Below are 20,669 nucleotides of genomic sequence, written 5' to 3'. Positions count from 1 at the left end.
AGCGGTTGGCCGCCGACGTGCCGGCACCCGCCTGCGGATCCGGTCAGCTGCGCGACCATTTCTGGTTGGCGTCACCGGTGCAGTCCCACAGCTGCAGCTTGCCTCCGTTGCTGGTGTTGCGGTTCCGCACGTCGACGCAGCGGTTCGCGCTGAGGTTGACCAGGTCACCGGCGGCGTTGAGGGTGAAGCGTTGCGCCGGGTTGCCGTTGCAGGTGACGAGGTTGACCTCGGTGCCGTTCGCCGTGCCGGCCCAGGCCGGGTCCATGCACTTGCCCATCGCCCGGATCGTGCCGTCGGAGGCGAACGTCCAGGCCTGTGCGGCGGTGCCGTTGCAGTCCCAGATCTGCAGCTTGGCCCCGTCGACCGGGTTGGCGCTCGGGATGTCGATGCAACGACCGCTGAGCGCGCCCCGGATCGCGGTGGTGCCCGGCGGGTTGCCGCCCGAGGTGTAGCCCGAGACGCGTACGTAGTCGACGAGCATCTGCTGCGGGAACTGCGTGGAGGCGTCGGGGTAGCCGGGCCAGTTCCCGCCCACCGCCACGTTCAGGAGCATGAAGAACGGGTGGTCGAACACCCACCGGTTGCCGCCGAGCCGACCCGGGTCGACCCGGTGGTACTCGACGCCGTCCAGGTACCAGACGATGGAGTTCGGTTCCCAGTCCACCCGGTAGGTGTGGAAGGCGTCGGCGAGCGGCTGGCCGATGGTGCGGCTGCCGGTGATGCCGCCGCCGCCCGAGTAGCCGGGGCCGTGGATGGTGCCGTAAACGGTGTTGGGCTCCCGGCCGATGTTCTCCATGATGTCGATCTCGCCCGCGTTCGGCCAGCCCACGCTGCCCATGTCGTTGCCGAGCATCCAGAACGCCGGCCAGATGCCCTGACCCCGGGGGATCTTGATGCGGGCCTCGAAGCGGCCGTACGCCTGGGTGAACGTGGCCGCCGTGAGCAGCCGGGCCGAGGTGTACTCGCACCGGCCGTAGTGGCACTGGTAGTTGGCCGGGTTCTCCCGGCGGGCGGTGATCACCAGGTTGCCCTGGCCGTCGTGCACGGCGTTGCTCGTGCTGTTGGTGTAGTACTGCCGCTCGTTGTTGCCCCAGCCGCCGCCGCCGATGTCGAAGCGCCACCTGCTCTGGTCGACGGGCGTGCCGGCCGGCGCGTTGAACTCGTCCTGCCAGGTGATCCCCCCGATGGCGGCCTGCGCCGGTTCGGGGTGGACCGGCACGGTGAGGGCGGCGGTGGCACCGATGATCGCGGTCGCGGCGAGGGCGAGCGCCCACGGCCGTCGACGGGTACGGACTCTGAACATGTAGACCTCCTTGGCGACTGCGCCGGCGCGACGTCTCTCGCGGCGACGACGGGACGAGCGGCGGTGACCCGGCGGCGGGACCGGGTCAGCCGCGACGCCACTTCTGGTTGGCGCCGCCGACGCAGTCCCACAGGTGCAGGCGGGCGCCGTCGGAGTTGTTCCACTCCTTGATGTCGACACACTTGTTCGCCTGCGGGTTGACCAGGTCGCCGGCCGCCGACAGGACGAACTGCTGGGCCGGGTTGCCGCTGCAGTTGGCGATCTGGATGGCCGCGCCGTTGGCGGTGGATCCCCAGGCCACGTCCATGCACTTGTTGTTCTGCGTGCGCAGGGCGCCGCCGGTGAAGGTCCACGACTGCGCGGCGGTGCCGTTGCAGGTCCAGGTCTGCAGGGGCACCCCGTCGGAGAAGTTGGAGTTCGGCACGTCGATGCAGCGGTTGTTCCAGTTGCTGATCAGCCGGCTCCCGCCGCCGCCACCGGTCGTCACCAGGGACAGCCCGTAGACGCCGAGGATCTCGTTGACCGGCTGGAACCAGGTCGTGCCGCCCGTGGAGCAGTTGCCGGAGCCGCCGGAGGTGACGCCCTGGGCCTGGTTGCCGGAGACCCAGGCGCCGCCGGAGTCGCCGCCCTCGGCGCAGGCGTTGCTGCGGGTCAGGCCCGACACCGCACCCTGCGGGTAGTTGACGGTCTCGTTGCGGCCGAGGATGGTCCCGCAGCGCCAGCCGGTCGTACGCCCGGAGCGGCAGACCGAGCTGCCGATCGCCGCGTCCTGCGAGCCGGCGACGGTCACGTTTCCCCCGGAGTAGTTGTTCACCCAGGGCTGCGGCGTCCAGGAGCCGTTGGTGCGTACCCAGCCGTAGTCGTTGCCGGGGAACGACGACCCCGCGAACGTGCCCTGCGAGACGTTGTTGAAGCCGAGGGTGGGGCTGCCGACGCCGCCGCAGTGGCCCGCCGTGACGAAGCCGCCGACGACCGCGAAGCCGACCGAGCAGAGGGTGTTGCCGTTGATGACGTACTGGTCACCGCCGCGGATGTCGTAGAGCGGCCGGGGCGCGTCGGTGGCGGTGACCACCCGGATCGCGTCCGCGGGCACGCCGCTGGCCCTGGCGTACGCGATCGCCTTGGCGGCGGCGCCCGGCCGGGCCGTCACGACCACGCTGTTGCGGGCGACGTCGACGTGCCAGCCGTGCACGTCACGGGGGTCGGCGGCGGCGGTGCGCCGGTCGAGGGCGTCCTTGAGCGCGTCGAGGGTGCGTTCGCTGCGGGCGACGACCGCGACGTCGGCGCCCTCGGCGCGGACGGTCGCGGCGAGCGCCGCATCCGTGACGGCGACGGTGAGGCGCTGACCGCCGGACGGGATCCACGCGCCGGCGAACGCGGGGCCGAGCTTCGCGCGCAGGCGTCGCTCGACCACCGGCGCCGCAGCCTCGGTGCGCAGGCGTTCGTCGACCTGGGTGGGGGTGAGGTCGAGGTCGCGGCGCATCGCCTCGACGAGGGCGGGGCTGAGGCCGGCCGTGGCCGTCGCGTCGCGGGCCGGGGCGGCGGGGGGAGTGTCGCTCGCGTGGCCCACCGCCGGGGCGAGGCCGACGAGCAGGAGGGCGGTGGCGACGGGGGCGAGCAGGCGCAGTCTTCGAGGCAAGGAGATCCTCCCGGGTGCGGCGGGGGTGGCAGACGGAGCCGGAGAGCGCTCTCTAAGGGAAGTCTGTCGATATCTCGACACATCTGTCAAGAAGGTTGCCAGTTGTTGGCCCGGAGGTCGCCCTCGGCTACCGCCGATGCGTCGGGGGCCGGGGCACCCGCCGCCGGTGCGCATCCGGACCCGTCGCGGGCGGCGGGAGCGCCGGGCGGCGTCGGATCAGGCGGGCGAGAGCAGCCCGCGCGCCGCCCGGACCTGGTCGACGGCCCGGCGCAGGGCGGCCGCGACGCGCTCCTCGCCAGCGGCGTCCAGCCGGGCCACCGGCACCGACAGGCTGATCGCGTCGGTCGCCGGCGCCGCCAGGGGTACGGCCGCCGCGAAGCAGACGATGCCCTCGGTGTTCTCCTCGCGGTCCACCGCGTATCCGCGCTCCCGGACGGCGGCGAGTTCGGCGCGCAGCGCGTCGCGGTCGGTGACGGTGTGCGGGGTGAGCGCGGGCAGCGGCCAGCTCAGCAGCCCGTCGAGCGCGTCGTCCGGGCGCTCGGCGAGCAGCGCCTTGCCCAGGGCGGTGGCGTGCGCCGGCAGTTGCCGGCCGATCGCGCTGTAGAGCCGCAGCGGGTGCACCGACTCACGCTTGGCGAGGTAGACGATGTGCGCGCCGTCCAGCCGTCCGAGGTGGACGGTCTCGCCGAACTGCCGGGACAGGTCGTCGAGCACCCCGCCGAGCAGGCCCACGGTGTCGTCACTGGTGAGGTACGCGGCGCCGACCTGGAGCGCGCGCACCCCGAGCCCGAACCGGGTGCCGGTCGGGTCGCTCTCCACCCAGCCGCGCTGGGTCATGGTGCGCAGGATGCCGTGCAGGCTGCTCTTCGGGATGTCCAGCGCGCGGGCCAGGTCGACCAGGGAGCGCCGCTGCGGCGAGTCGGCCAGCGCCTCGAGCACCTCCAGAGTCCGGGTGGAGGACTTCACCGGTTGGAACCCGCCGGGCAGCGTCATGACCGCCACTGTAGCGGGGTTGACAGCCCGGCCGACGCCGCTAGGGTCACGTATGTGACTGGCGTACATGATGATGAACAGAAGCGTGCGGTCGTCGCGGCCGTCGTCGCGGCCCGGATCCTGCCGGTCGTCGTGCTGGACGCCGCCCGCGACGCCGCCCCGCTGGCCGACGCGCTCGTCCGGGGCGGGCTGCGCTCGGCCGAGGTGACCTTCCGCACCGACGCCGCCGCCGACGCGATCCGGGTGATGTCCGGGCGGGCCGACCTGCTCGTCGGCGCCGGCACCGTGCTGACCCCGGCCCAGGTCGACCGGGCCGTCGAGGCGGGCGCCCGCTTCGTCGTCACCCCCGGGTTCGCCCCGGCGGTCGTCCGGCGCTGCCAGGAGATGGGCGTGCCCGTCTTCCCCGGCGTCGCCACCGGCACCGAGATCCAGATGGCCCTCGACGCCGGGCTCGACACGGTCAAGTTCTTCCCCGCCGAGCAGCTCGGCGGCGTCGCGATGATCAGGGCGCTCGCCGCTCCGTTCCGCTCGGTGCGGTTCATCCCGACCGGCGGGGTCGACACCGGCAACCTCGCGGACTACCTTGCCCTGCCCGCCGTGCTGGCGGTCGGCGGCACCTGGATGGTCGCCCCCGACCTGATCGCCGCCGGACGGTGGGACGAGGTCGCCGCCCGCACCGCCGCGGCAGTCGAAGCCGCCCGACCCACCACGGAGGCCTGAGTCATGCTGTCGATCCGTCCGGCCGGCGAGTGCCGCTACGACCTGGTCTCCCTGGGCGAGATCATGCTGCGGCTCGACCCGGGCGAGGGCCGGGTGCGCACCGCCCGCACCTTCCGCGCCTGGGAGGGCGGCGGCGAGTACAACGTGGCACGCGGGCTGCGCCGCTGCTTCGGGCTGCGGACCGCCGTGGTCACCGCGTTCGCCGACAACGAGGTGGGCCGGTTGCTGGAGGACCTCGTGCTCCAGGGCGGAGTCGACACGTCCCTGGTCACCTGGCTGCCCTACGACGGGGTCGGCCGCGCCGTGCGCAACGGCCTCAACTTCACCGAGCGCGGCTTCGGCGTGCGGGGCGCGGTCGGCACGTCCGACCGCGGCCACAGCGCCGCCAGCCAGCTCCGGGCCGACCAGGTCGACTGGGACCACCTGTTCGGCACGCTGGGGGTGCGGTGGCTGCACACCGGCGGCATCTACGCCGCCCTGTCCGAGACCACCCCGGAGACGATGGAGGCGGCGATGGCCGCCGCCGCCCGGCACGGCACCGTCGTCTCGTACGACCTCAACTACCGGCCCAGCCTGTGGAAGGCGGTCGGCGGGCAGGACCGCGCGCGGGAGGTCAACCGCCGGCTCGCCCGCTACGTCGACGTGATGATCGGCAACGAGGAGGACTTCACCGCCTCGCTGGGCTTCGAGGTGCCCGACACCGACGCCTCCCTGTCCGAGCTGGAGGTGGCCAACTTCCAGCGGATGATCGAGGCGGCCACCAGCGAGTACGACAACTTCAAGGTCGTCGCCACCACCCTGCGTACGGTGCGCACCGCCACCGTCAACGACTGGGGCGCGATCGCCTGGGCCGACGGGAAGTTCGTCGAGGCGACCCACCGGCCCCGCCTGGAGATCATGGACCGGGTCGGCGGCGGCGACAGCTTCGCCTCCGGCCTGATCTACGGCCTGCTGGAGAAGGGCGACCTGGGCACGGCCGTCGAGTACGGCGCGGCGCACGGCGCGTTGGCGATGACCACGCCGGGCGACACCTCGATGGCCAGCCTCCGGGAGGTGGAGGCGCTCGTGCGGGGCACCGGCGCGCGCGTGCGGCGCTGACCCGCCGGGGCTGCGCCGCACCCGGGAGGCCGGCCGGGGCCGGTCGACGGCCCGACAGCCGCGGGACGGCCAGCTCCGGCGGCACAGCCGTCACCGGCCGGCCGGCCCGCTCACTCCCCGGTGAAGTGCGGCTCGCGCCGGTCGAGGAAGGCCCGGACCGCCTCCTCGTGGTCGCGGGTCTGGTGCGCCAGCGCCTGCATCGCGGCGGAGAGCTCCAGGATGCTGTCGAGGCTCTGGTGCTGGGACTCGCGCAGCAGCTTCTTGGCCATCCGTACGGCGTGCGGCGGGTTCGCGGCCACCCGGTCGGCCAGCCGGCGCGCCTCGGTGAGCAGTTCGTCGTGCGGCACGACCCGGGAGACCAGCCCCCACTCGAGGGCGGTCGCGGCGTCGACGCGGTCACCGGTCAGCGCCATCTCGGCGGCCCGGGCCGCCCCGACGGCCCGGGGCAGCAGCCAGGCGCCGCCGTCGCCGGGGATGATGCCGAGCTTGACGAAGCTCTCCGCGAAGAACGCCCGCTCCGAGGCGATCCGCAGGTCGCACATGAGCGCCAGGTCGCAGCCGGCGCCGACCGCCGCCCCGTTGACCGCCGCGATCAGCGGCACGTCGCACGCGTACATCGCCCGGGGGATCCGCTGGATGCCGCGGCGGTAGCCGTCGCGCAGCTCGTGCGGTGCGCCGCCGAAGAGGCCGACCCGCTCCGCCATGTCCTTGACGTTGCCGCCGGCGGAGAAGGCGCTGCCGGCGCCGGTGAGGATGACCGCCCGCACCGTCCGGTCGGCGTTGACCGCGTCGACCCGGGCGACCAACGCGTCGATCACGTCGTCGCCGGAGATGGGGTTGCGGGCCTCCGGCAGGTTGATCGTCCACGTCTGGACGGGGCCGTCCCGCTCGACGAGAACCGGGTCGTCCACGCGCGTCTCCTCGCTGTGCCGCTGATCTGGCTGCCCCCGAAACCAACCACACGCCCGTCGGCCCGGCAAGGCGGGGGCGCGTGCCGCCCGACCGTGCGGGACCTGGTACGCGTCGCCGGGCTGCCCCACCGCGTGATCCGGGGCTCGGGTGCCCGGACCTCTCCGCCCCGGGGCCGTCGGGCTCGGTCGGGTCAGCGCCGGGCCCGACGGTGCCCCTACGATGCGACGTATGGCGCTGCTGCACCGGGCGAGGATGCACCCCACGAAGTTCGCACTGCTGGCGGCGTGGCTGCCCGGCCGGCCGTGGTACCAGGGCCCGGCCAGCGGCGACGTCGAGCGCGTGGCGGCCTACCGGTTCGACGATCCGGCCGGTGCCGTCGGCGTCGAGACGCTGCTCGTCCGGGCCGGCGACGGGCCGATCCACCAGGTTCCCCTGACCTACCGCGGCGCACCCCTCGACGGTGGCGACGAGTGGCTCGTCGGCACCACCGAACACTCCGTGCTCGGTCGCCGCTGGGTCTACGACGCCTGTGCCGACCCCGTCTACGCCGCGACGCTGGCCGCTGCCGTGTTCGCCGACGCCGGGCAGGCGGAGGAGTTCTTCGAGACCGACGGCCGGCGGGAGTACCGCGAGCTGTCGATGGCCATCGCCGGCAGCGGCACCCGGGGTGCCGAGGTCCCGCCCGTCGGCGCCGTACGCAGCGTGCTGGACGACGACCTCACCGTCATCGTCACCGACGCCGTGGAGCTGGCAGTCGTCCGCCGCCTCGACGGCGGCACCGCGTCGGAGGGCGCCGTGCTGACCGGCACGTTCAGCGGCCAGTCGAGCCCGCTGCCGCTGGCGTACGCCCGCCGGCGCTGAGCCGAACCGCGCGGACCCGGGCGGGGGGCACCTCGCCGAGACCGCCCAGCACGCCGGGGGGCGGCGCGCGGCCGGTCCCGGAGCGGGGGGACCGGCCGCGACGTGGGGCGGGGGCGGATCAGCCCCAGATGGCGGTCGCCCACTCCGGGTGGTCGACGAACGGGTTCCGGTTGCCCTGCCAGCGCTCGTAGATCCGCTGGTTGCGGCGCTTCTCGAAGGCGTCCGGCGGATCGGCCTGGTTCCACTGGAGCAGCACCGACATCCGGCCGTGGTACGGCGCGGTGCCGTTGTTGACCGACTGGTTCAGCTCCAGGTCGGGCCAGCCGTCGGTGCCCTCGTACCGGATCGCCATATACATGATCATGCGTGCCACGTCGCCCTTGACCGCGTTGCGCGGCTCCCACGAGTCGGCGTCGGTGTAGCAGCCCGGCGCCTCGCCGACGGGGCTGCCGCCGTTGTCGAAGTCCTTGCTGCCGCGCGTCGAGTTCACCGAGGCGTCGGTCGGCCGTAGGTGGTGGACGTCGGTGCCCGGGCCGGTCGAGGTGCCGAAGTCGCCGTGCGACTTGGCCCAGACGTGCTCGCGGTTCCAGTCGTTGACGCCGCCGCCGTTGCTGGTCTTGCTCTGCGACCGCCCGGTGTAGAGCAGGATGACGTTGCTGCTGTTCGCCGGGTCCTGGTCAGTGTCCCGCAGCGCCTCCCACACCTGGTCGTAGGAGAGCTTCGTCTGCACCTTGATGATCGAGTGCAGCGAGCTGCGCAGCGCGGTGCCGGACTTGCCGACCGCGTTGGCGTAGTAGGTCGAGTCGTATCCGCCGCCGGGGGCGGTGGGGGTCGGACCCGGCGTCGGCGACTGGCTCGGCGAGGGAGCGGTGCCGCCGAGGGTCATCGCCGTCGGGTTCTTCAGGCCGCCGTGGCTGAAGTAGGCGGTGAGCGCCCCGGTGGCGGTGATCCGCTGGCCCCGCAGGCCCGGGTTGGTGAGCAGCCCGAACGTGCTGCGGTAGGCGGCGGTGACCTGGACGTAGAGCATCCGGCTCGGGCCGGTCTCGGCCGCCGTGTCGGCGATCGCGATCGCGGTGTCCGAGGTGAAGCCGGACCTGAGCACCGTCGTGCTGCTGGTCGGCTGGCCGATGACGTAGCCGGTCACGGCGGCCGTCCGACCGTCCTGCGCGGCGAGCGCCTGGGTCACGGTCAGGGTGGTGGCGGCCGACGCCGCCGCCGTCACCGCCACGGGCGCCACCAGCGCGACGGCGAGCGCGAACGCCGTCGCCAGCCTTCTGGGCCCTGAGCGGGCACTGCTCCTCATATTCATGAGCAGCGATGCTAGCGGTGCGGGGGTGAACGCCGGGAGATCGGGAGCGCAACTTTTCACCCACGCCCGGGGCAGGCCGCCGTGGCGACGCGCCGGGCGGTGCCGGACCGGGACGGTGCGGCATTCCGCCGGGGGTAGGCTGACCTGCGTGGATCACGAAGACCGCATCGCCCTCTTCCTCGACTACGAGAACCTCGCGCTGGGGGCCCGCGACCACCTCGGCGGCGCGGCCTTCGACTTCCGTCCCATCGCCGACGCCCTCGCCGAGCGCGGCCGGGTGGTGGTGCGTCGGGCGTACGCGGACTGGTCCTACTTCGACGAGGACCGGCGGATGCTCACCCGCTCGCACGTCGAGCTCATCGAGATTCCGCAGCGGATGGGTGCCTCCCGCAAGAACGCCGCCGACATCAAGATGGCCGTGGACGCGGTGGAGTTGGCCTTCGAGCGCGGCTACATCTCGACCTTCGTCATCTGCACCGGCGACAGCGACTTCACCCCGCTGGTCCACAAGCTCCGTGAGCTCAACAAGCGCGTGATCGGCGTGGGCGTGGAGAATTCGACCTCGGCGCTGCTGCCGCCCGCGTGCGACGAGTTCCTCTACTACGACCGGTTGGAGGGCGTCGACATCCCTCCCGCCCGGGTCCGGCGGGGCCGCCCGGCCCGCCTGCCCAACCCCGACGTGCCGCGGGTGGAGCAGGAGCCCGAGCCGCAGCCGGCGGCCGAGGAGGCCGCCCGGGACGTCGACACGCTCGCCGTGTTCGTGGCCCAGACCGTCGCCGGCCTCCAGGGCAGTTCGAGCGGCGAGGTGACGGCCTCGACGCTGAAGCGCACCCTGCTGCGCAAGGACCCGACGTTCAGCGAGTCCGACTACGGGTTCCGCACCTTCGGGGAGCTGATGCGCCACCTCGCCCAGCACAACGTGGTCGAGCTGGCGGAGGGGCCCGCCAAGGGCGACCCCGAGGTGTCCCTGCCCGAGCACGGCGACCGTGAGGTGGCGTTCGGGCTGCTCGGCTCGGTGGTGGCGGACCTCGCCGGCGACGAGGGCGCGGTGGCGCTCTCCGGCCTCAAGAACCAGCTGCGCCGGGCGCGGCCCGACTTCAGCGAGAAGAAGCTGGGTTACCGCAGCTTCCTCCAGTTCTGCAAGGCGGCGGCCACCAGTGGCGTGGTCGAGCTGAGGTGGAGCTCCGAGGCCGACGACTACCTCCTCACCCCGCCGGCCGTCTGACCCGTCCTCCCGGCCGTCGGCGTCGGGGCGGACGTCGCGCGGAAACTGATCCACTTCGGACGTTTAGAAGCGCTGCCGAGCGGAGAAGTGCGCCTCGCGCGGGCAGAGCCGCCCGCCGGGTCCGGAAGGAACGTCATGACACGGATGGTGCGTACGGCTGCGCTGGTCGGGGTGCTCGCCCTGGCGGTCAGCGGGTGTGGGGGCGTCGGCGGAGACGGCGACGAGGGCGGCGGTACCGCGACCGAGGGCACGCTGTCCACGATGGGTTTCGGGCTGTCGGACGAGATCGCGACCACGCGCGTCGACGCGTTCAGGCGCGACAACCCCGGCGTCGACCTGAAGATCACCGAGGGTGGGTTCGACGAGCAGCAGTTCCTCTCCGCCGTCGCCTCCGGCAACCCGCCGGACCTGGTGTACATGGACCGCAAGCTGATCGGCACCTACGCCAGACGTGGCTCCATCCAGCCGCTGACCGACTGCGTCGACAAGCAGGACATCGACATGGGGCAGTACCGGCCGGCCGCGAAGGAACAGGTCACCCTCGACGGCGCCGTCTACGGCGTCCCCGAGTTCTCCAGCGTCCGGGTGGTGTACCTCAACGAGGCGCTGCTGCGGCAGGAGGGCCTGACCCCCGCCGACGTCGACCTCGCGGACTGGGCCGGGCTGCCCGCGCTCAACGCCAGGCTGGCCACCGTCTCCGGCGGCCGGCTCTCCCGCATCGGCATCGACCCGAAGATCCCCGAGTTCCTGCCCATGTGGGCCAAGGCCAACGGCGTCGACATGCTCTCCGCCGACGGTACGAAGGCCAACCTCGACGACCCGAGGCTGGTCGAGGCGCTCACCACGGGGATCAAGCTGATCCAGGACCAGGCCGGCTGGGGCAGGTTCAAGTCCTTCCGCGACACGTTCGACTTCTTCGGCGCGCAGAACCCGCTCGCCAAGAACCAGATCGTCGCCTGGCCGATGGAGGAGTGGTTCCTCAACCAGGCCGCCAAGAACACCCCGAAGGCCGAACTGGTGGTCAGGCCGTTCGTCGACCGGCAGGGCAGGCCGGTGACCCTCTCCTCCGGGCTGGCCTGGGTGGTTCCCAAGGGCGCGAAGAACCCGGACGCCGCGTGCGCGTTCATGAAGAAGGTCACCGCCACCGACACCTGGGTCGCCGCCGCCAAGGCCCGCGCCGACGCGCGCAGGGCCGCCGGCCAGCCGTTCACCGGCGTCTACACGGGCAACGTCACCGCCGACCAGCGGATCTTCGACGAGCTCTACCAGCCCACCGGCAACAGGCGCTTCGACGACGCCGTGGCCACCATCCGCTCCGTGCAGGACGCCGCGTTCGCGATGCCGGCCTCGCCCGCCGGCGCCGAGTTCGACAAGGCGTGGACGGACGCGGTCAACCGGGTCCTCTCCGGCCAGGCACAGCCGGCGGAGGCGCTCGCCCGCGCCCAGCAGGAGGCGACCGCCGCCCTCGACAAGGCGTCGAAGTAGGCCTCGGGGGATGGCCACCACCACCGTCCCCGCTCCAGCCGGCCGGCGGCGTCGTACGCCGCTGGCCCGGCGGGAGGCGCGCTGGGCGTACCTCTTCCTGGCGCCGTGGATCGTCGGGTTCCTGGTCTTCAACGCCGGGCCGATGATCGCCAGCGCCTGGCTCAGCCTCACGGAGTACGACGCGATCAACGCCCCCCGCTACACCGGCCTGGACAACTACCGGGAGCTGATGGCCGACCCGATGGTGGCGCGCAGCCTGGGCAACACCGTCTACTACACCGTCCTGCACGTGCCGCTGGTGATGGCCATCTCGCTGGGGCTGGCGCTGCTGCTCAAGCGGGTGGGGCGGTTGCAGGGCTTCTTCCGTACCGTCTTCTACCTGCCGGTGATGACCCCGGCGGTGGCCGTGGGCATCCTGTTCCTGCTCCTGCTCAACACCCAGGACGGATTGCTCAACCGCGGCCTCGCCCTGGTCGGGATCGAGGGTCCGAGCTGGACCACCGACCCGGACTGGGTGATGCCCGGCATCGTCCTGATGGGCCTGTGGAGCCTCGGCTCCACCGTGATCATCTACCTGGCCGCGTTGCAGAACGTGCCGCGCGACCTGTACGAGGCGGCGAGCATCGACGGCGCCGGCGGCTGGGCGCGGTTCCGGCACGTGACGCTGCCGATGATCTCGGGCGCGCTGTTCTTCACGCTGATCGTCAACACCATCTCGTCGCTGCAGATGTTCACCGAGGTCTACACCATGTATTTCGGCAACCGGCAGACGCAGGGGGCGTTCAACAGCGACGCGGCGTCGTTCTATGTGATCCACCTGTTCCAGGAGGCGTTCCAGTTCCTGCACATGGGCTTCGCCTCCGCGATGGCCTGGCTGCTTTTCGTGATCATCCTGATCATCACGCTGGTGCAGGTGAAGCTCGGCAACCGGTTCGTGTACTACGAGGGGGACCAGCCGTGACGGGAGACAGCAGCCGGCGGGCCGAGGGGGACCGGTCGTGACGGCCACGGTCGAGCGGGCCGTCGCCGCCCCCGTACCCGCGACCGCGCCGGGCGGCGCCGACCGCCGGACGGCGGTTGAGCAGAGCAGGCGCCCGCTCTGGCAGCGGGTGCTGTTCGTGGTCGCCCTCGTCGGCGTCGCCGTGGTGTTCATGCTGCCGTTCGTCTGGCTGATCGGTGCCTCGCTGCGACCCCGCGAGTACGTCTTCTCCGGCGGGTTCCTGCCCACCCCGTTCGCGCCGGAGAACTACGCCGACGCGTGGCAGGCGGTGCCGATGGTCACCTGGCTGCTCAACAGCGTGGTGGTCGGCACGGCGGCGGCGCTCGCGGTGACGCTGTCCAGCGCATGGGTGGCGTTCGGCTTCGCGTACTTCCGGTTCCCGGGGCGCGACCTGCTGTTCGGCCTGGTGCTCGCGACGATGATGCTGCCGTTCGCGGTGACCATGATCCCGACGTACCTGATCTGGACGGAACTGCGGCTGACCGGCACCCAGGTGCCGCTGTGGGCGGGCAACCTGTTCGGCTCGGCGTTCTACATCTTCCTGCTGCGGCAGTTCCTGCTCTCGCTGCCCCGGGAGTACTTCGAGGCGGCCCGGGTCGACGGGGCGAGCTACCCGCAGCTGTTCTGGAAGCTGGCCTTCCCGCTGATCCGTCCCGCCCTGCTGGTGGCGTTCGTCTTCGAGTTCAAGGCGAGCTGGACCGACCTGATGAAGCCGCTGATCTACCTGCGCGACGAGGAGCTGTACACCCTTCCGCGCGGGCTCAAGGTGGTGCTGGACCGCTTCGGCTACGGCGGCGAGCAGCAGTGGGAGGTCGTGCTCGCGGGCAGCGTCATCGCGACCGTGCCGATGCTGGTGCTGTTCTTCCTCGCCCAGCGGCACTTCGTCGAGGGCATCGCCACCTCCGGCCGCAAGGGCTGAATCCGCCGTGCCCGGCCCGGCCCGTCGCGCGGGCCGGACCGGGCACGTGGTCGGCTCAGGGGATGGTCAGGCCGTACGCGGCCAGGATCTCGGTGATCGGCTGGTAGTAGGTGGTGCCGCCGGTGGTGCAGTTGCCACTGCCACCGGAGAGGATGCCGAGGACGACGCCGGTGCCGGGGACGTAGAGCGGCCCGCCGCTGTCGCCCGGCTCGGCGCAGATGTTGGTCCTGATCAGGCCGAATACGGCGCCGCCGGCGAAGTTCACGGTCACGTTGAGGCCGGTGACCGTGCCGCAGCGCACCCCGGTCGTGGAACCGCTGCGACAGACCGTCTGGCCGATGTGGGCGTTGCCGGCGCCGTTGATGGTGAGCAGGCCGGGGTAGGTGTACACGGCGCTGGGATGGGCGACCCGGCTCGTGTAGCGGACCAGCCCGTAGTCGTTGCCGGGGAAGCTGCTGCCCGCCCGGGTGCCGAGGACGATGGTCCGCCCGCTGTCGGCGTACCACGTGGCGGCTGCGGCGGTGCAGTGGCCGGCGGTGACGAAGTAGTAGGTTCTGCCGCTGCGGACGTTGGCGCCGAGGGAACACCGCGCGCCGCCGCCGTAGATCGGCTGCCCGCCGGCGATGAGCAGGCGCAGCTCACCCGGCTCGTGCCGGAGCACCGCGCCGGCCCGGGCGGCGGTCGCCCGCAGCGCGGCCACGTCACGGGCGGAGACGGTGTCGTCGACGGTCAGGGTCATCCGGCCGGTGGCGGGGTCGAGGCCCCAGGCGGTGCCGGCGGTACGGACCTGTGCCAGCGTGGCCGCCGCGTGGGCGGCATCGGCGTGGGCGGTGGCGGCGTGGGCGGTGGCGGCGTGGACGGGCGCCGGCAGGCCGAGCAGCAGCGCGGCGAGCAGGAGCAGAGCGGGCGGGAGACGACGCATCGAACCTCCATGGATTCGTCTCTGTCGATTCCCTACAGGATCCACCCCCGGGCATGACGCGGACAAGCGGCCGGTCGGTCCGGCCCGTGCGGGTGCCACCGACGGCGACGGCGTCGGCGGCATCGGGGCAACCCGGCTACGGCAGCGGGTGGGAGATGCCCCGGGCATGGTCGGTGAGGGCCGCGCCGACCACGGTCGCCTCCAGCGGCAGCACCTCCAGGCAGCGGCGTACGGCGGCGGCCATCAGGGCGTTCGGCACCCGCATCGACAGCGTGCAGTGCGGCACCCAACGCCCCGGCTGGTAGTGCTCGACCAGCGGAACGCCCGCCTCGGCCAGCCGGCCGTGCACCCGCGCGTGGTGCGCCAGCAGTTCGACGGTGGGGGTCGGGCCCAGCCACAGCACCCGGCCGACGAACTGCCCGGCGTGCGCGAAACTCAGCCGCAGCGGCGCGGCCACCACCGTCCCGCGCAGCGCCGCCGCGACCCGCTCCGGATCGAAGCGGGGCGCGACGGCGAGCGAGACGTGCGGCCGGTGGCGCTGCTCCAGCAGCGACCGCATGCTCTGCACGCCCTCGGACTCCAGCGCGTCCCAGAGCACCCGGATCCGCCGGGTGGCGTCGGTGTCCAGGTAGAGCTCCAGCGCCGCGACCACATGATCACTCTAGGGGCGCGGTGGTCACGGCACGACGACGGCCCGGCCCTCCAGCGTGCCGTCGGCCATCTTCCGGTACGCGACGACCGCCTCGTCCAGCGAGAAGGTGCTGGCCTTCGGCTTCACCAGACCCCGGGCGCCCAGTTCGAGCACCTCGATGAGTTCCGGCCGGCTGCCCCAGTACGTGGTCTGGATGCTCACCTCGTACGGCACCGAGAAGAAGCTCACCGGCAGGGTGCCGCCGCCGATGCCGACGATGGTGAGGTCGCCGAGGGTGCGGACGGCGGCGGCACCGAGCGCGAGGGTGGCGTCGGCGCCGACGAAGTCCAGGACCACGTCGGCGCCCCGGCCGCCGGTGGCCTGGCGGATCTCCTCGGCGGTGCCCTCGCCGGAGAGCATCGTGAGGTCGGCGCCGCACTCCTCGCCGAGCTTCAGCGCCTCCTCGCGGGTGTCCACCGCGATCACCCGGGCCGCCGTGGTGGCCTTGAGGATCTGTACGCCGACATGCCCGAGCCCGCCCACGCCGATCACCACGGCGGTGCTGGTCGGGCCGAGCTTCGCTGAGGAACGGCGGATCGCGTGGTACGGGGTGAGCCCCGCGTCGGTCAGCGGCGCGGCCAGCACCGGGTCGAGCCCGTCGGGCAGCGGCACGACCTGCCGGGCCTGCGGCACCAGCATGTGGTCGGCCATGCCGCCGTCCAGGCCGAGGCCACCGCCCCCGCCGGGCACCGGCGCCTCGGCGACGTTCTCGCAGTACGGGTCGACGCCCACCCGGCAGCGGGCACAGGTGCCGCAGCCCCATGGCCCGTACACGGCCACCGGCTGGCCCACCGTCAACCCGGTCACCCCGTCGCCGAGCGCGTGCACCCAGCCGGCGTTCTCGTGGCCGAGGGTGAACGGCGGGTTCCAGGGCACCGCGCCTGCCTCGAAGTCGTGCATCAGGTGCAGGTCGGAGTGGCACGCTCCGGCACCGCCGATCTTCACCACCACCTGACCCGGGCCGGGGGCCGGCTCGTCGACCTCGACCAGTTCGGGCTCCGACTTCCAGCCCGGCAACCGCAGTGCACGCATGGGACGCCTCCTGTTCTCCCGCTTCCGGTCCGACTTCCGGCTGCCCGTTCAGCGGTCGACCAAACGGCTCCCTGCGGCGGGCCGGTTCACCCCGTGCGGGTGAGCGGCGCCCCGGCGGCCCGGGCCCCGGTCGCCACGCGTCGAGCCGCGGACTCGGCGGGGCGAAGCTGCCAGCCACCCCGCGCCGAGGTCACCCGGGCGACGGCACGCGGCCGACGACGGGCTCGGGGCGGGCCGTTCGCGCGACCGCCTCCGACGGCGACACCGTGGGCGGCCCCGACCGCCGGCCGGTCGGCTCCGTACCCGGGCGGTTCGTCGGCTCGGCTGCCGGGCGGGCCGTGGGGTCGGCTCCCGGGCGGGCCGTGGGGCCGGCTCCCGGGCGGGCCGTCGGCTCCGCGCCCGGGCGGGTCGTCGGGTCGACTCCGGGTCGCCCGGTCGGTTCCGCTCCCGGCGGGCCGGACGGGTCGACGCCGGGCCGGCCGGACCGGCTGCCCCGCGGCGCGGGGCTCGGCGGCGCGTCGGCCAGCACCCGCTCGCAGTAGCCGGCCACCTCCCCGCGGCCACCGGCGGCGTGGACCAGGTCGGCGAAGGCGGCGGCGTCGAGCGAACCGCCGGCTGCGTCGGCCCGGTACGCCCGGCAGGACTCCCGCACGGCCGCGTCCGGTTCCGGTCCGCCGTCCACCCCGCGCGTCGGGGCGGAGGGCGGGTCGGGAATCGCCGTGGGGGAGGCGTCCCTGCCGGGGGCAGGCGCGGGAGCGGCGCTGGTGGGTGCCGGAGCCCGCAGCGGGTGGGGCAGCGACCCCCCGGTGGCGGCGAGGGCCACCCCGCCGGTCAGCGCGAGAGCGGCACCGGCCAGCGCGGCGCGGACGCCGAACCCCGCGAGGGCGCGGCGGCGCGGCTCCGGCAGACCCTGAGGGCTCCCCGCCCGGGCCAGCCGGTAGGCCCGTACGGCGGCCTCCTCCCCGGCCAGCTCGCGGGCGTGGGGCGCGGCGCGGACCGCGGTCAGCAGCGACGCGACGGGACGCGGCCCGTCCTGCGGGTCGAGGACCGGACCGCCGAGCAGCCGCTCGACGGTTTCCTGGTCCATCCGGTGTGCTTTCATCTCGTGTCCCTCAGCGCCACGGGCCGCCGGGTCGTCACACGGGGCGCAGTGTGACCTTCGACAAACGCGGAATGTGACCTTCGACAAACGCGGGGGTGGGGACCGGGTCGCGGCTCAGCCCATCGTCTTGGCGCCGTCGATCGCCTCGCGCAGGATGTCGGCGTGCCCGGCGTGCTGGGACGTCTCGGCGACGAGGTGCAGCAGGACGCGGCGGGTCGACCAGCTCGCGCCGGGCTCGAACCAGGGGGCCTGCGGCAGCGGGTGGGTGGCGTCCAGGTCGACGGTGCCGACCAGTTCGTCGGTCGCGGCGGCCACCCGGGCGTAGTCGGCGAGCAGCCCCTCCAGCGTCTCGCCCGCGTGCATGCGGAACTGGCCCGCCCAGTCGAGCGGCTCGCTGGTCATCGCCTCGGCGCCGCCGACGACGAACCGCATCCACCGCTGCTCCACCTGCGTGACGTGCTTGATCAGGCCACCGGGACACAGCTCGCTGACGGTGCTGCGGGCGGCGGCCTGCTCGTCGGTCAGCCCCGCGACGGTCTGCCGCAGGAAACCTCGATGCAGGCGCAGCGCCTCCACCAGGTCGGCTCGCTCGCCGGTCAACTGATCGGTCGTGGTCATCGCCACGCTCCCTTCTGGGCTCCTTCGGACGCGGCCCAGGGTAGAGCCGCCCACCGACAGCGAACCGGGTCCCGAACGCCGGGTTTCCGCCACCGGTTGCCGTTCCGTCCCGTCCGGGGTGCACTGATCACATGGGTGTGATCAAGGTTGGCACGTCGTCCTGGGCGGACCAGACGCTGCTGCGCTCGGGCTGGTATCCCCGCGCGGCCAACACCCCGGCCGGCCGCCTCGACTTCTACGCCGGGCGCTTCCCGCTGGTCGAGGTGGACACCTCCTACTACGCGGTCCCCGCGCCGGAGACGACGCAGGGCTGGGTCGACGCCACGCCCGAGGGCTTCACCTTCGACGTCAAGGCGTTCAGCCTCTTCACCGGCCACCCGACCCCGGTGACGGCGCTGCCCCGCGACCTGCGCCCGGCCGGCGGCCCGAGCCGGGTCCGCCGCCGGGACCTCCCGGCGGCCGCGTACGACGAGTTGTGGAACCGGTTCCGGGCGGCGCTGGACCCGATCGCGGCGGCCGACCGGCTCGGCGCGGTCCTGCTCCAGTTCCCGCCGTGGCTGGCCCGGGGGGCCGCCGCCGAGCGGCGCATCGCCGAACTGGCGGAGCGGTGCCGGCCCTGGCGGGTCGCCGTCGAGCTGCGCCACGGGTCCTGGTTCGAGGGCCCGGCGGCACCGGACACGCTCGCGTCCCTGCGGGAGCGTGGGCTGTCGTTCGTCTGCGTCGACATGCCGCAGGGGCACCCCTCCTCGGTGCCGCCCATCCTGTTCGCCACGGCGGAGCTGGCGGTCGTGCGGTTCCACGGGCACAGCACCGCCTGGGAGACCGGCGACAAGCAGGAGAAGTTCCGCTACGCGTACGGCGACGAGGAACTCCGTCGCTGGTCGGAGCTGCTCATCGAGCTGGCCGGGCAGGCGGGGGAGCTGCACGCCCTGTTCAACAACTGCTGCTCCGGCCAGGCCCAACGTGACGCCGCGCGGCTCGCCGGGCTGCTGGGCGTGCAGCCGGCGGGGCGGGGCCGCCCGGCGCGGGCGGGGGCCGGTACGCGCTCCTGACCACGCCGCGCCACGTGCCGCCCGGCACGGATCGCCCGGCCGCGAGTCCCGCCCGGCCGGCCGCCACCGGACGGGGATCGTCGGCGGGAGGTTTTCCCACCGGCCGGCCGGGTACCGGCGGGGCGAGAGCGACGGAAGGAGACGCAGTGATGGGTGAGCGGCGGCCGGAGCACACCGGGGACGCGACGCCGGACGTACCGCAGGACGCGGCGGCGCGCGAGACCCGGCAGGCGCAGGAGGCCCACGGCGGGAGCATGGCGCCCGGTCTGGTGGACGACACCGGTCACCCGGTGGCGGCCGACCCCGCCGAGACCGCCGGGGAGGACACCGCCGGCGGTTGACCCCTCCCGGTGCACGCCGACCGCCGGTGCCGGCGGTCGGCGTTATTGCGTCGACCGGGCCGCCGGCTCAGGGCATGATCGCGCGATGGCGGCAACCTCCCGTGCGCTCCTGCGCTGGCAGTTCGACCTGACCTGGTCGTTGTTCGAATACCACCTCGAACGCATCGAGGCGGCGGACTTCCTCTGGGCACCGACGGCGCACTGCTGGACGATGCGTCCCGGCGCCACCGGCGGGTGGACCCCCGACTGGGCCGACACCGAACCCGACCCCGTGCCGGTCCCGACGATCGGCTGGCTGTCGTGGCACATCGGCTGGTGGTGGACGGTGGCCATGGACCATCTCGGTGGACGCCCACCCCGGCAACGCACCGACGTCGGATGGCCGGGCCCGGGCGAGCCGACGACCGCCTGGCTGCGGGGCCTGCGCGCCGAGTGGCTCGGCCAACTCGACCGCCTCACCGACGCCGACCTCGACGGCATCGCGTCGTTCCCCTGGCAGGACGACGGCGGGCACACGGTGGCGCACATGCTCGCCTGGGTCAACACGGAGCTGATGAAGAACGCGGCCGAGATCGGTCAACTCCGGCTGCTGCGCGTCGCGGGACGCGGCTGACAGCCGGCGCACGCGACGGGCGACCCGGTCGAACCCGTCAGGTCACGAGCGTCGGCCCCGGGCCCGCGGCGTCTTCTCCGGTCCGCGGCCCGGCGTCGGCGTGCCCCCGCCCGCCGGAATTCCGGCGGGCGGCGGCACGCGGAGCGGCGCCCCGCCGCCGAGGAGTCGGCGGGACGCCCTCGGCGACACCCCGGTCAGCAGCGGCCGGACTTCGCCATCCGCTTCTGCCTGGTCGCGTTCATGGCCATGAGCGCGCCCATCCCCTTCGGCGCCTTGCGCATCCCGCCGACCCGCCCGAGCATCCCCCGGAACACCTCGCCGGGCTTCTGCTGCTCGCCCATGTAGGCGGTCATCACGATGAGCGCCCCGGTCAGCGCCGGGATCGCCCACTGCAGCGCCCGCATCTGTCGCTGACAGGACGCCACGTTCGACGGCGTGTGCGAGTTCGGCTCGGTGACCCCCTCGACCGCCGGCCCGCCGGCCTTCTCCAGCTTCATGCCGAGCAGCCGGCTGTAGCCGGTCACGGCCAACGCGCCGACCGTCAACGCCGTCTTCAGCGTGCTGGCCCGGCCTACCCCCGACTGGGCGACCACCCGGGGGCTCTCCGTCACCAGTTCCCCGACGGCCCCCGCCAGGTGGGCGCCGATCGCCGCGGCGTTCACCGGGGTCCACCGGGCCCAGCCGGCCGAGGCCATCGGCAACCGCTGGGTCGAGTCGTTCATCTGTGCCGCCGCGCCGTTGACGCCGAACGCTCCCATCAGGGAGCCTCCGAACCAGGCCGCCAGGCCCAGATCGTGCATCGAGCGCAGTGCGGTGTGCCGTTCGGACATCTGA

21 protein-coding genes are annotated in these 20,669 nt (G+C 73.5%); 10 read left to right on the top strand and 11 right to left on the bottom strand.

Annotated elements, in window-relative coordinates:
- Window positions 1-43: 43 nt before the first annotated feature.
- The 3 genes from KBX06_RS18480 to KBX06_RS18470 form a co-directional block, all read right to left on the bottom strand.
- Window positions 44-1,303, bottom strand: a complete 1,260-nt coding sequence (locus KBX06_RS18480; protein ID WP_210836515.1) for a glycoside hydrolase family 16 protein — start codon at window positions 1,301-1,303, stop codon at window positions 44-46.
- A gap of 85 nt (window positions 1,304-1,388) precedes the next feature.
- Window positions 1,389-2,942, bottom strand: a complete 1,554-nt coding sequence (locus tag KBX06_RS18475) for a ricin-type beta-trefoil lectin domain protein (RefSeq protein WP_374225654.1) — start codon at window positions 2,940-2,942, stop codon at window positions 1,389-1,391.
- Window positions 2,943-3,158: 216 nt separating this feature from the next.
- The gene (locus tag KBX06_RS18470) at window positions 3,159-3,935 is read right to left on the bottom strand and encodes an IclR family transcriptional regulator (protein WP_210836514.1); all 777 of its coding nucleotides are present in this window, start codon (window positions 3,933-3,935) and stop codon (window positions 3,159-3,161) included.
- 54 nt (window positions 3,936-3,989) lie between these two features.
- Between KBX06_RS18470 and eda the strand changes: the two genes are divergently transcribed.
- The gene (gene eda / locus KBX06_RS18465) at window positions 3,990-4,655 is read left to right on the top strand and encodes a bifunctional 4-hydroxy-2-oxoglutarate aldolase/2-dehydro-3-deoxy-phosphogluconate aldolase (protein ID WP_210836513.1); all 666 of its coding nucleotides are present in this window, start codon (window positions 3,990-3,992) and stop codon (window positions 4,653-4,655) included.
- A gap of 3 nt (window positions 4,656-4,658) precedes the next feature.
- Entirely contained in the window at window positions 4,659-5,753 is a 1,095-nt protein-coding gene (locus tag KBX06_RS18460; RefSeq protein ID WP_210836512.1) for a sugar kinase, read from the top strand.
- Between the two features lie 110 nt (window positions 5,754-5,863).
- Here KBX06_RS18460 and KBX06_RS18455 read toward each other — a convergent pair whose 3' ends face one another.
- The gene (locus KBX06_RS18455; protein ID WP_210836510.1) at window positions 5,864-6,664 is read right to left on the bottom strand and encodes a crotonase/enoyl-CoA hydratase family protein; all 801 of its coding nucleotides are present in this window, start codon (window positions 6,662-6,664) and stop codon (window positions 5,864-5,866) included.
- A gap of 229 nt (window positions 6,665-6,893) precedes the next feature.
- Between KBX06_RS18455 and KBX06_RS18450 the strand changes: the two genes are divergently transcribed.
- Complete coding sequence (locus tag KBX06_RS18450; protein ID WP_210836508.1) at window positions 6,894-7,526, top strand: hypothetical protein; 633 nt, start codon at window positions 6,894-6,896, stop codon at window positions 7,524-7,526.
- Between the two features lie 118 nt (window positions 7,527-7,644).
- On the opposite strand, the gene KBX06_RS18445 is transcribed toward KBX06_RS18450, so the two are convergent.
- Window positions 7,645-8,829, bottom strand: a complete 1,185-nt coding sequence (locus KBX06_RS18445; protein WP_247686169.1) for an endonuclease — start codon at window positions 8,827-8,829, stop codon at window positions 7,645-7,647.
- Between the two features lie 154 nt (window positions 8,830-8,983).
- On the opposite strand from KBX06_RS18445, the gene KBX06_RS18440 reads away from it, so the two are divergent.
- The 4 genes from KBX06_RS18440 to KBX06_RS18425 all read left to right on the top strand — a co-directional run bounded on the left by KBX06_RS18440 (window position 8,984) and on the right by KBX06_RS18425 (window position 13,464).
- Window positions 8,984-10,060, top strand: coding sequence for a PIN domain-containing protein (locus KBX06_RS18440; protein WP_210836503.1), 1,077 nt, complete (start codon window positions 8,984-8,986; stop codon window positions 10,058-10,060).
- 135 nt (window positions 10,061-10,195) lie between these two features.
- Complete coding sequence (locus KBX06_RS18435) at window positions 10,196-11,545, top strand: extracellular solute-binding protein (protein WP_210836496.1); 1,350 nt, start codon at window positions 10,196-10,198, stop codon at window positions 11,543-11,545.
- A 10-nt stretch (window positions 11,546-11,555) separates the two neighbouring features.
- Window positions 11,556-12,506 carry a carbohydrate ABC transporter permease gene (locus KBX06_RS18430; RefSeq protein ID WP_210836494.1) on the top strand — a complete coding sequence of 317 codons (951 nt, stop codon included), beginning with the start codon at window positions 11,556-11,558 and terminating at the stop codon, window positions 12,504-12,506.
- A 37-nt stretch (window positions 12,507-12,543) separates the two neighbouring features.
- Entirely contained in the window at window positions 12,544-13,464 is a 921-nt protein-coding gene (locus KBX06_RS18425) for a carbohydrate ABC transporter permease (protein WP_210836492.1), read from the top strand.
- A 55-nt stretch (window positions 13,465-13,519) separates the two neighbouring features.
- Here the strand turns inward: KBX06_RS18425 and KBX06_RS18420 are convergent, their stop codons facing one another.
- The 5 genes from KBX06_RS18420 to KBX06_RS18400 all read right to left on the bottom strand — a co-directional run bounded on the left by KBX06_RS18420 (window position 13,520) and on the right by KBX06_RS18400 (window position 17,829).
- Window positions 13,520-14,386, bottom strand: coding sequence for a S1 family peptidase (locus tag KBX06_RS18420; RefSeq protein WP_210836490.1), 867 nt, complete (start codon window positions 14,384-14,386; stop codon window positions 13,520-13,522).
- A 136-nt stretch (window positions 14,387-14,522) separates the two neighbouring features.
- Window positions 14,523-15,038 carry a 2'-5' RNA ligase family protein gene (locus KBX06_RS18415; RefSeq protein WP_210836488.1) on the bottom strand — a complete coding sequence of 172 codons (516 nt, stop codon included), beginning with the start codon at window positions 15,036-15,038 and terminating at the stop codon, window positions 14,523-14,525.
- 24 nt (window positions 15,039-15,062) lie between these two features.
- Entirely contained in the window at window positions 15,063-16,109 is a 1,047-nt protein-coding gene (locus tag KBX06_RS18410; protein ID WP_210836487.1) for an NAD(P)-dependent alcohol dehydrogenase, read from the bottom strand.
- A gap of 190 nt (window positions 16,110-16,299) precedes the next feature.
- On the bottom strand, window positions 16,300-17,196 hold the full coding sequence (locus KBX06_RS18405) for a hypothetical protein (RefSeq protein WP_210836482.1): 897 nt from the start codon (window positions 17,194-17,196) through the stop codon (window positions 16,300-16,302).
- 129 nt (window positions 17,197-17,325) lie between these two features.
- A complete protein-coding gene (locus KBX06_RS18400; protein WP_210836481.1) occupies window positions 17,326-17,829 on the bottom strand; it encodes a DinB family protein in 504 nt (167 codons plus the stop codon).
- Window positions 17,830-17,960: 131 nt separating this feature from the next.
- Between KBX06_RS18400 and KBX06_RS18395 the strand changes: the two genes are divergently transcribed.
- From KBX06_RS18395 to KBX06_RS18385, 3 genes are all read left to right on the top strand, one after another.
- The gene (locus tag KBX06_RS18395; protein ID WP_210836478.1) at window positions 17,961-18,881 is read left to right on the top strand and encodes a DUF72 domain-containing protein; all 921 of its coding nucleotides are present in this window, start codon (window positions 17,961-17,963) and stop codon (window positions 18,879-18,881) included.
- 149 nt (window positions 18,882-19,030) lie between these two features.
- On the top strand, window positions 19,031-19,222 hold the full coding sequence (locus KBX06_RS18390) for a hypothetical protein (protein WP_247686168.1): 192 nt from the start codon (window positions 19,031-19,033) through the stop codon (window positions 19,220-19,222).
- Window positions 19,223-19,307: 85 nt separating this feature from the next.
- Window positions 19,308-19,835, top strand: a complete 528-nt coding sequence (locus KBX06_RS18385; RefSeq protein ID WP_210836476.1) for a DinB family protein — start codon at window positions 19,308-19,310, stop codon at window positions 19,833-19,835.
- 194 nt (window positions 19,836-20,029) lie between these two features.
- Here KBX06_RS18385 and KBX06_RS18380 read toward each other — a convergent pair whose 3' ends face one another.
- On the bottom strand, window positions 20,030-20,665 hold the full coding sequence (locus KBX06_RS18380) for a hypothetical protein (RefSeq protein WP_210836474.1): 636 nt from the start codon (window positions 20,663-20,665) through the stop codon (window positions 20,030-20,032).
- Window positions 20,666-20,669 lie beyond the last annotated feature (4 nt).

It is taken from the genome of Micromonospora sp. C31 (assembly GCF_018070575.1).
Taxonomy (GTDB): Bacteria; Actinomycetota; Actinomycetes; order Mycobacteriales; family Micromonosporaceae; genus Micromonospora.
The sequence above is the reverse complement of the archived record's forward strand: the minus strand, read 5'-3'. Positions and strand labels throughout refer to the sequence as shown.

Excerpts from the sequence above, each read along its gene's own strand:
- KBX06_RS18390 (WP_247686168.1), top strand. The coding sequence starts at position 19,031 with ATGGGTGAGCGGCGGCCGGAGCACACCGGGGACGCGACGCCGGACGTA.
- KBX06_RS18385 (WP_210836476.1), top strand. The coding sequence starts at position 19,308 with ATGGCGGCAACCTCCCGTGCGCTCCTGCGCTGGCAGTTCGACCTGACC.
- KBX06_RS18410 (WP_210836487.1), bottom strand. The coding sequence starts at position 16,109 with ATGCGTGCACTGCGGTTGCCGGGCTGGAAGTCGGAGCCCGAACTGGTC.
- KBX06_RS18420 (WP_210836490.1), bottom strand. The coding sequence starts at position 14,386 with ATGCGTCGTCTCCCGCCCGCTCTGCTCCTGCTCGCCGCGCTGCTGCTC.
- KBX06_RS18450 (WP_210836508.1), top strand. The coding sequence starts at position 6,894 with ATGGCGCTGCTGCACCGGGCGAGGATGCACCCCACGAAGTTCGCACTG.
- KBX06_RS18395 (WP_210836478.1), top strand. The coding sequence starts at position 17,961 with ATGGGTGTGATCAAGGTTGGCACGTCGTCCTGGGCGGACCAGACGCTG.
- KBX06_RS18445 (WP_247686169.1), bottom strand. The coding sequence starts at position 8,829 with ATGAGGAGCAGTGCCCGCTCAGGGCCCAGAAGGCTGGCGACGGCGTTC.
- KBX06_RS18430 (WP_210836494.1), top strand. The coding sequence starts at position 11,556 with ATGGCCACCACCACCGTCCCCGCTCCAGCCGGCCGGCGGCGTCGTACG.
- KBX06_RS18480 (WP_210836515.1), bottom strand. The coding sequence starts at position 1,303 with ATGTTCAGAGTCCGTACCCGTCGACGGCCGTGGGCGCTCGCCCTCGCC.
- KBX06_RS18470 (WP_210836514.1), bottom strand. The coding sequence starts at position 3,935 with ATGACGCTGCCCGGCGGGTTCCAACCGGTGAAGTCCTCCACCCGGACT.
- KBX06_RS18400 (WP_210836481.1), bottom strand. The coding sequence starts at position 17,829 with ATGACCACGACCGATCAGTTGACCGGCGAGCGAGCCGACCTGGTGGAG.
- KBX06_RS18460 (WP_210836512.1), top strand. The coding sequence starts at position 4,659 with ATGCTGTCGATCCGTCCGGCCGGCGAGTGCCGCTACGACCTGGTCTCC.
- KBX06_RS18405 (WP_210836482.1), bottom strand. The coding sequence starts at position 17,196 with ATGGACCAGGAAACCGTCGAGCGGCTGCTCGGCGGTCCGGTCCTCGAC.
- KBX06_RS18380 (WP_210836474.1), bottom strand. The coding sequence starts at position 20,665 with ATGTCCGAACGGCACACCGCACTGCGCTCGATGCACGATCTGGGCCTG.
- KBX06_RS18435 (WP_210836496.1), top strand. The coding sequence starts at position 10,196 with ATGACACGGATGGTGCGTACGGCTGCGCTGGTCGGGGTGCTCGCCCTG.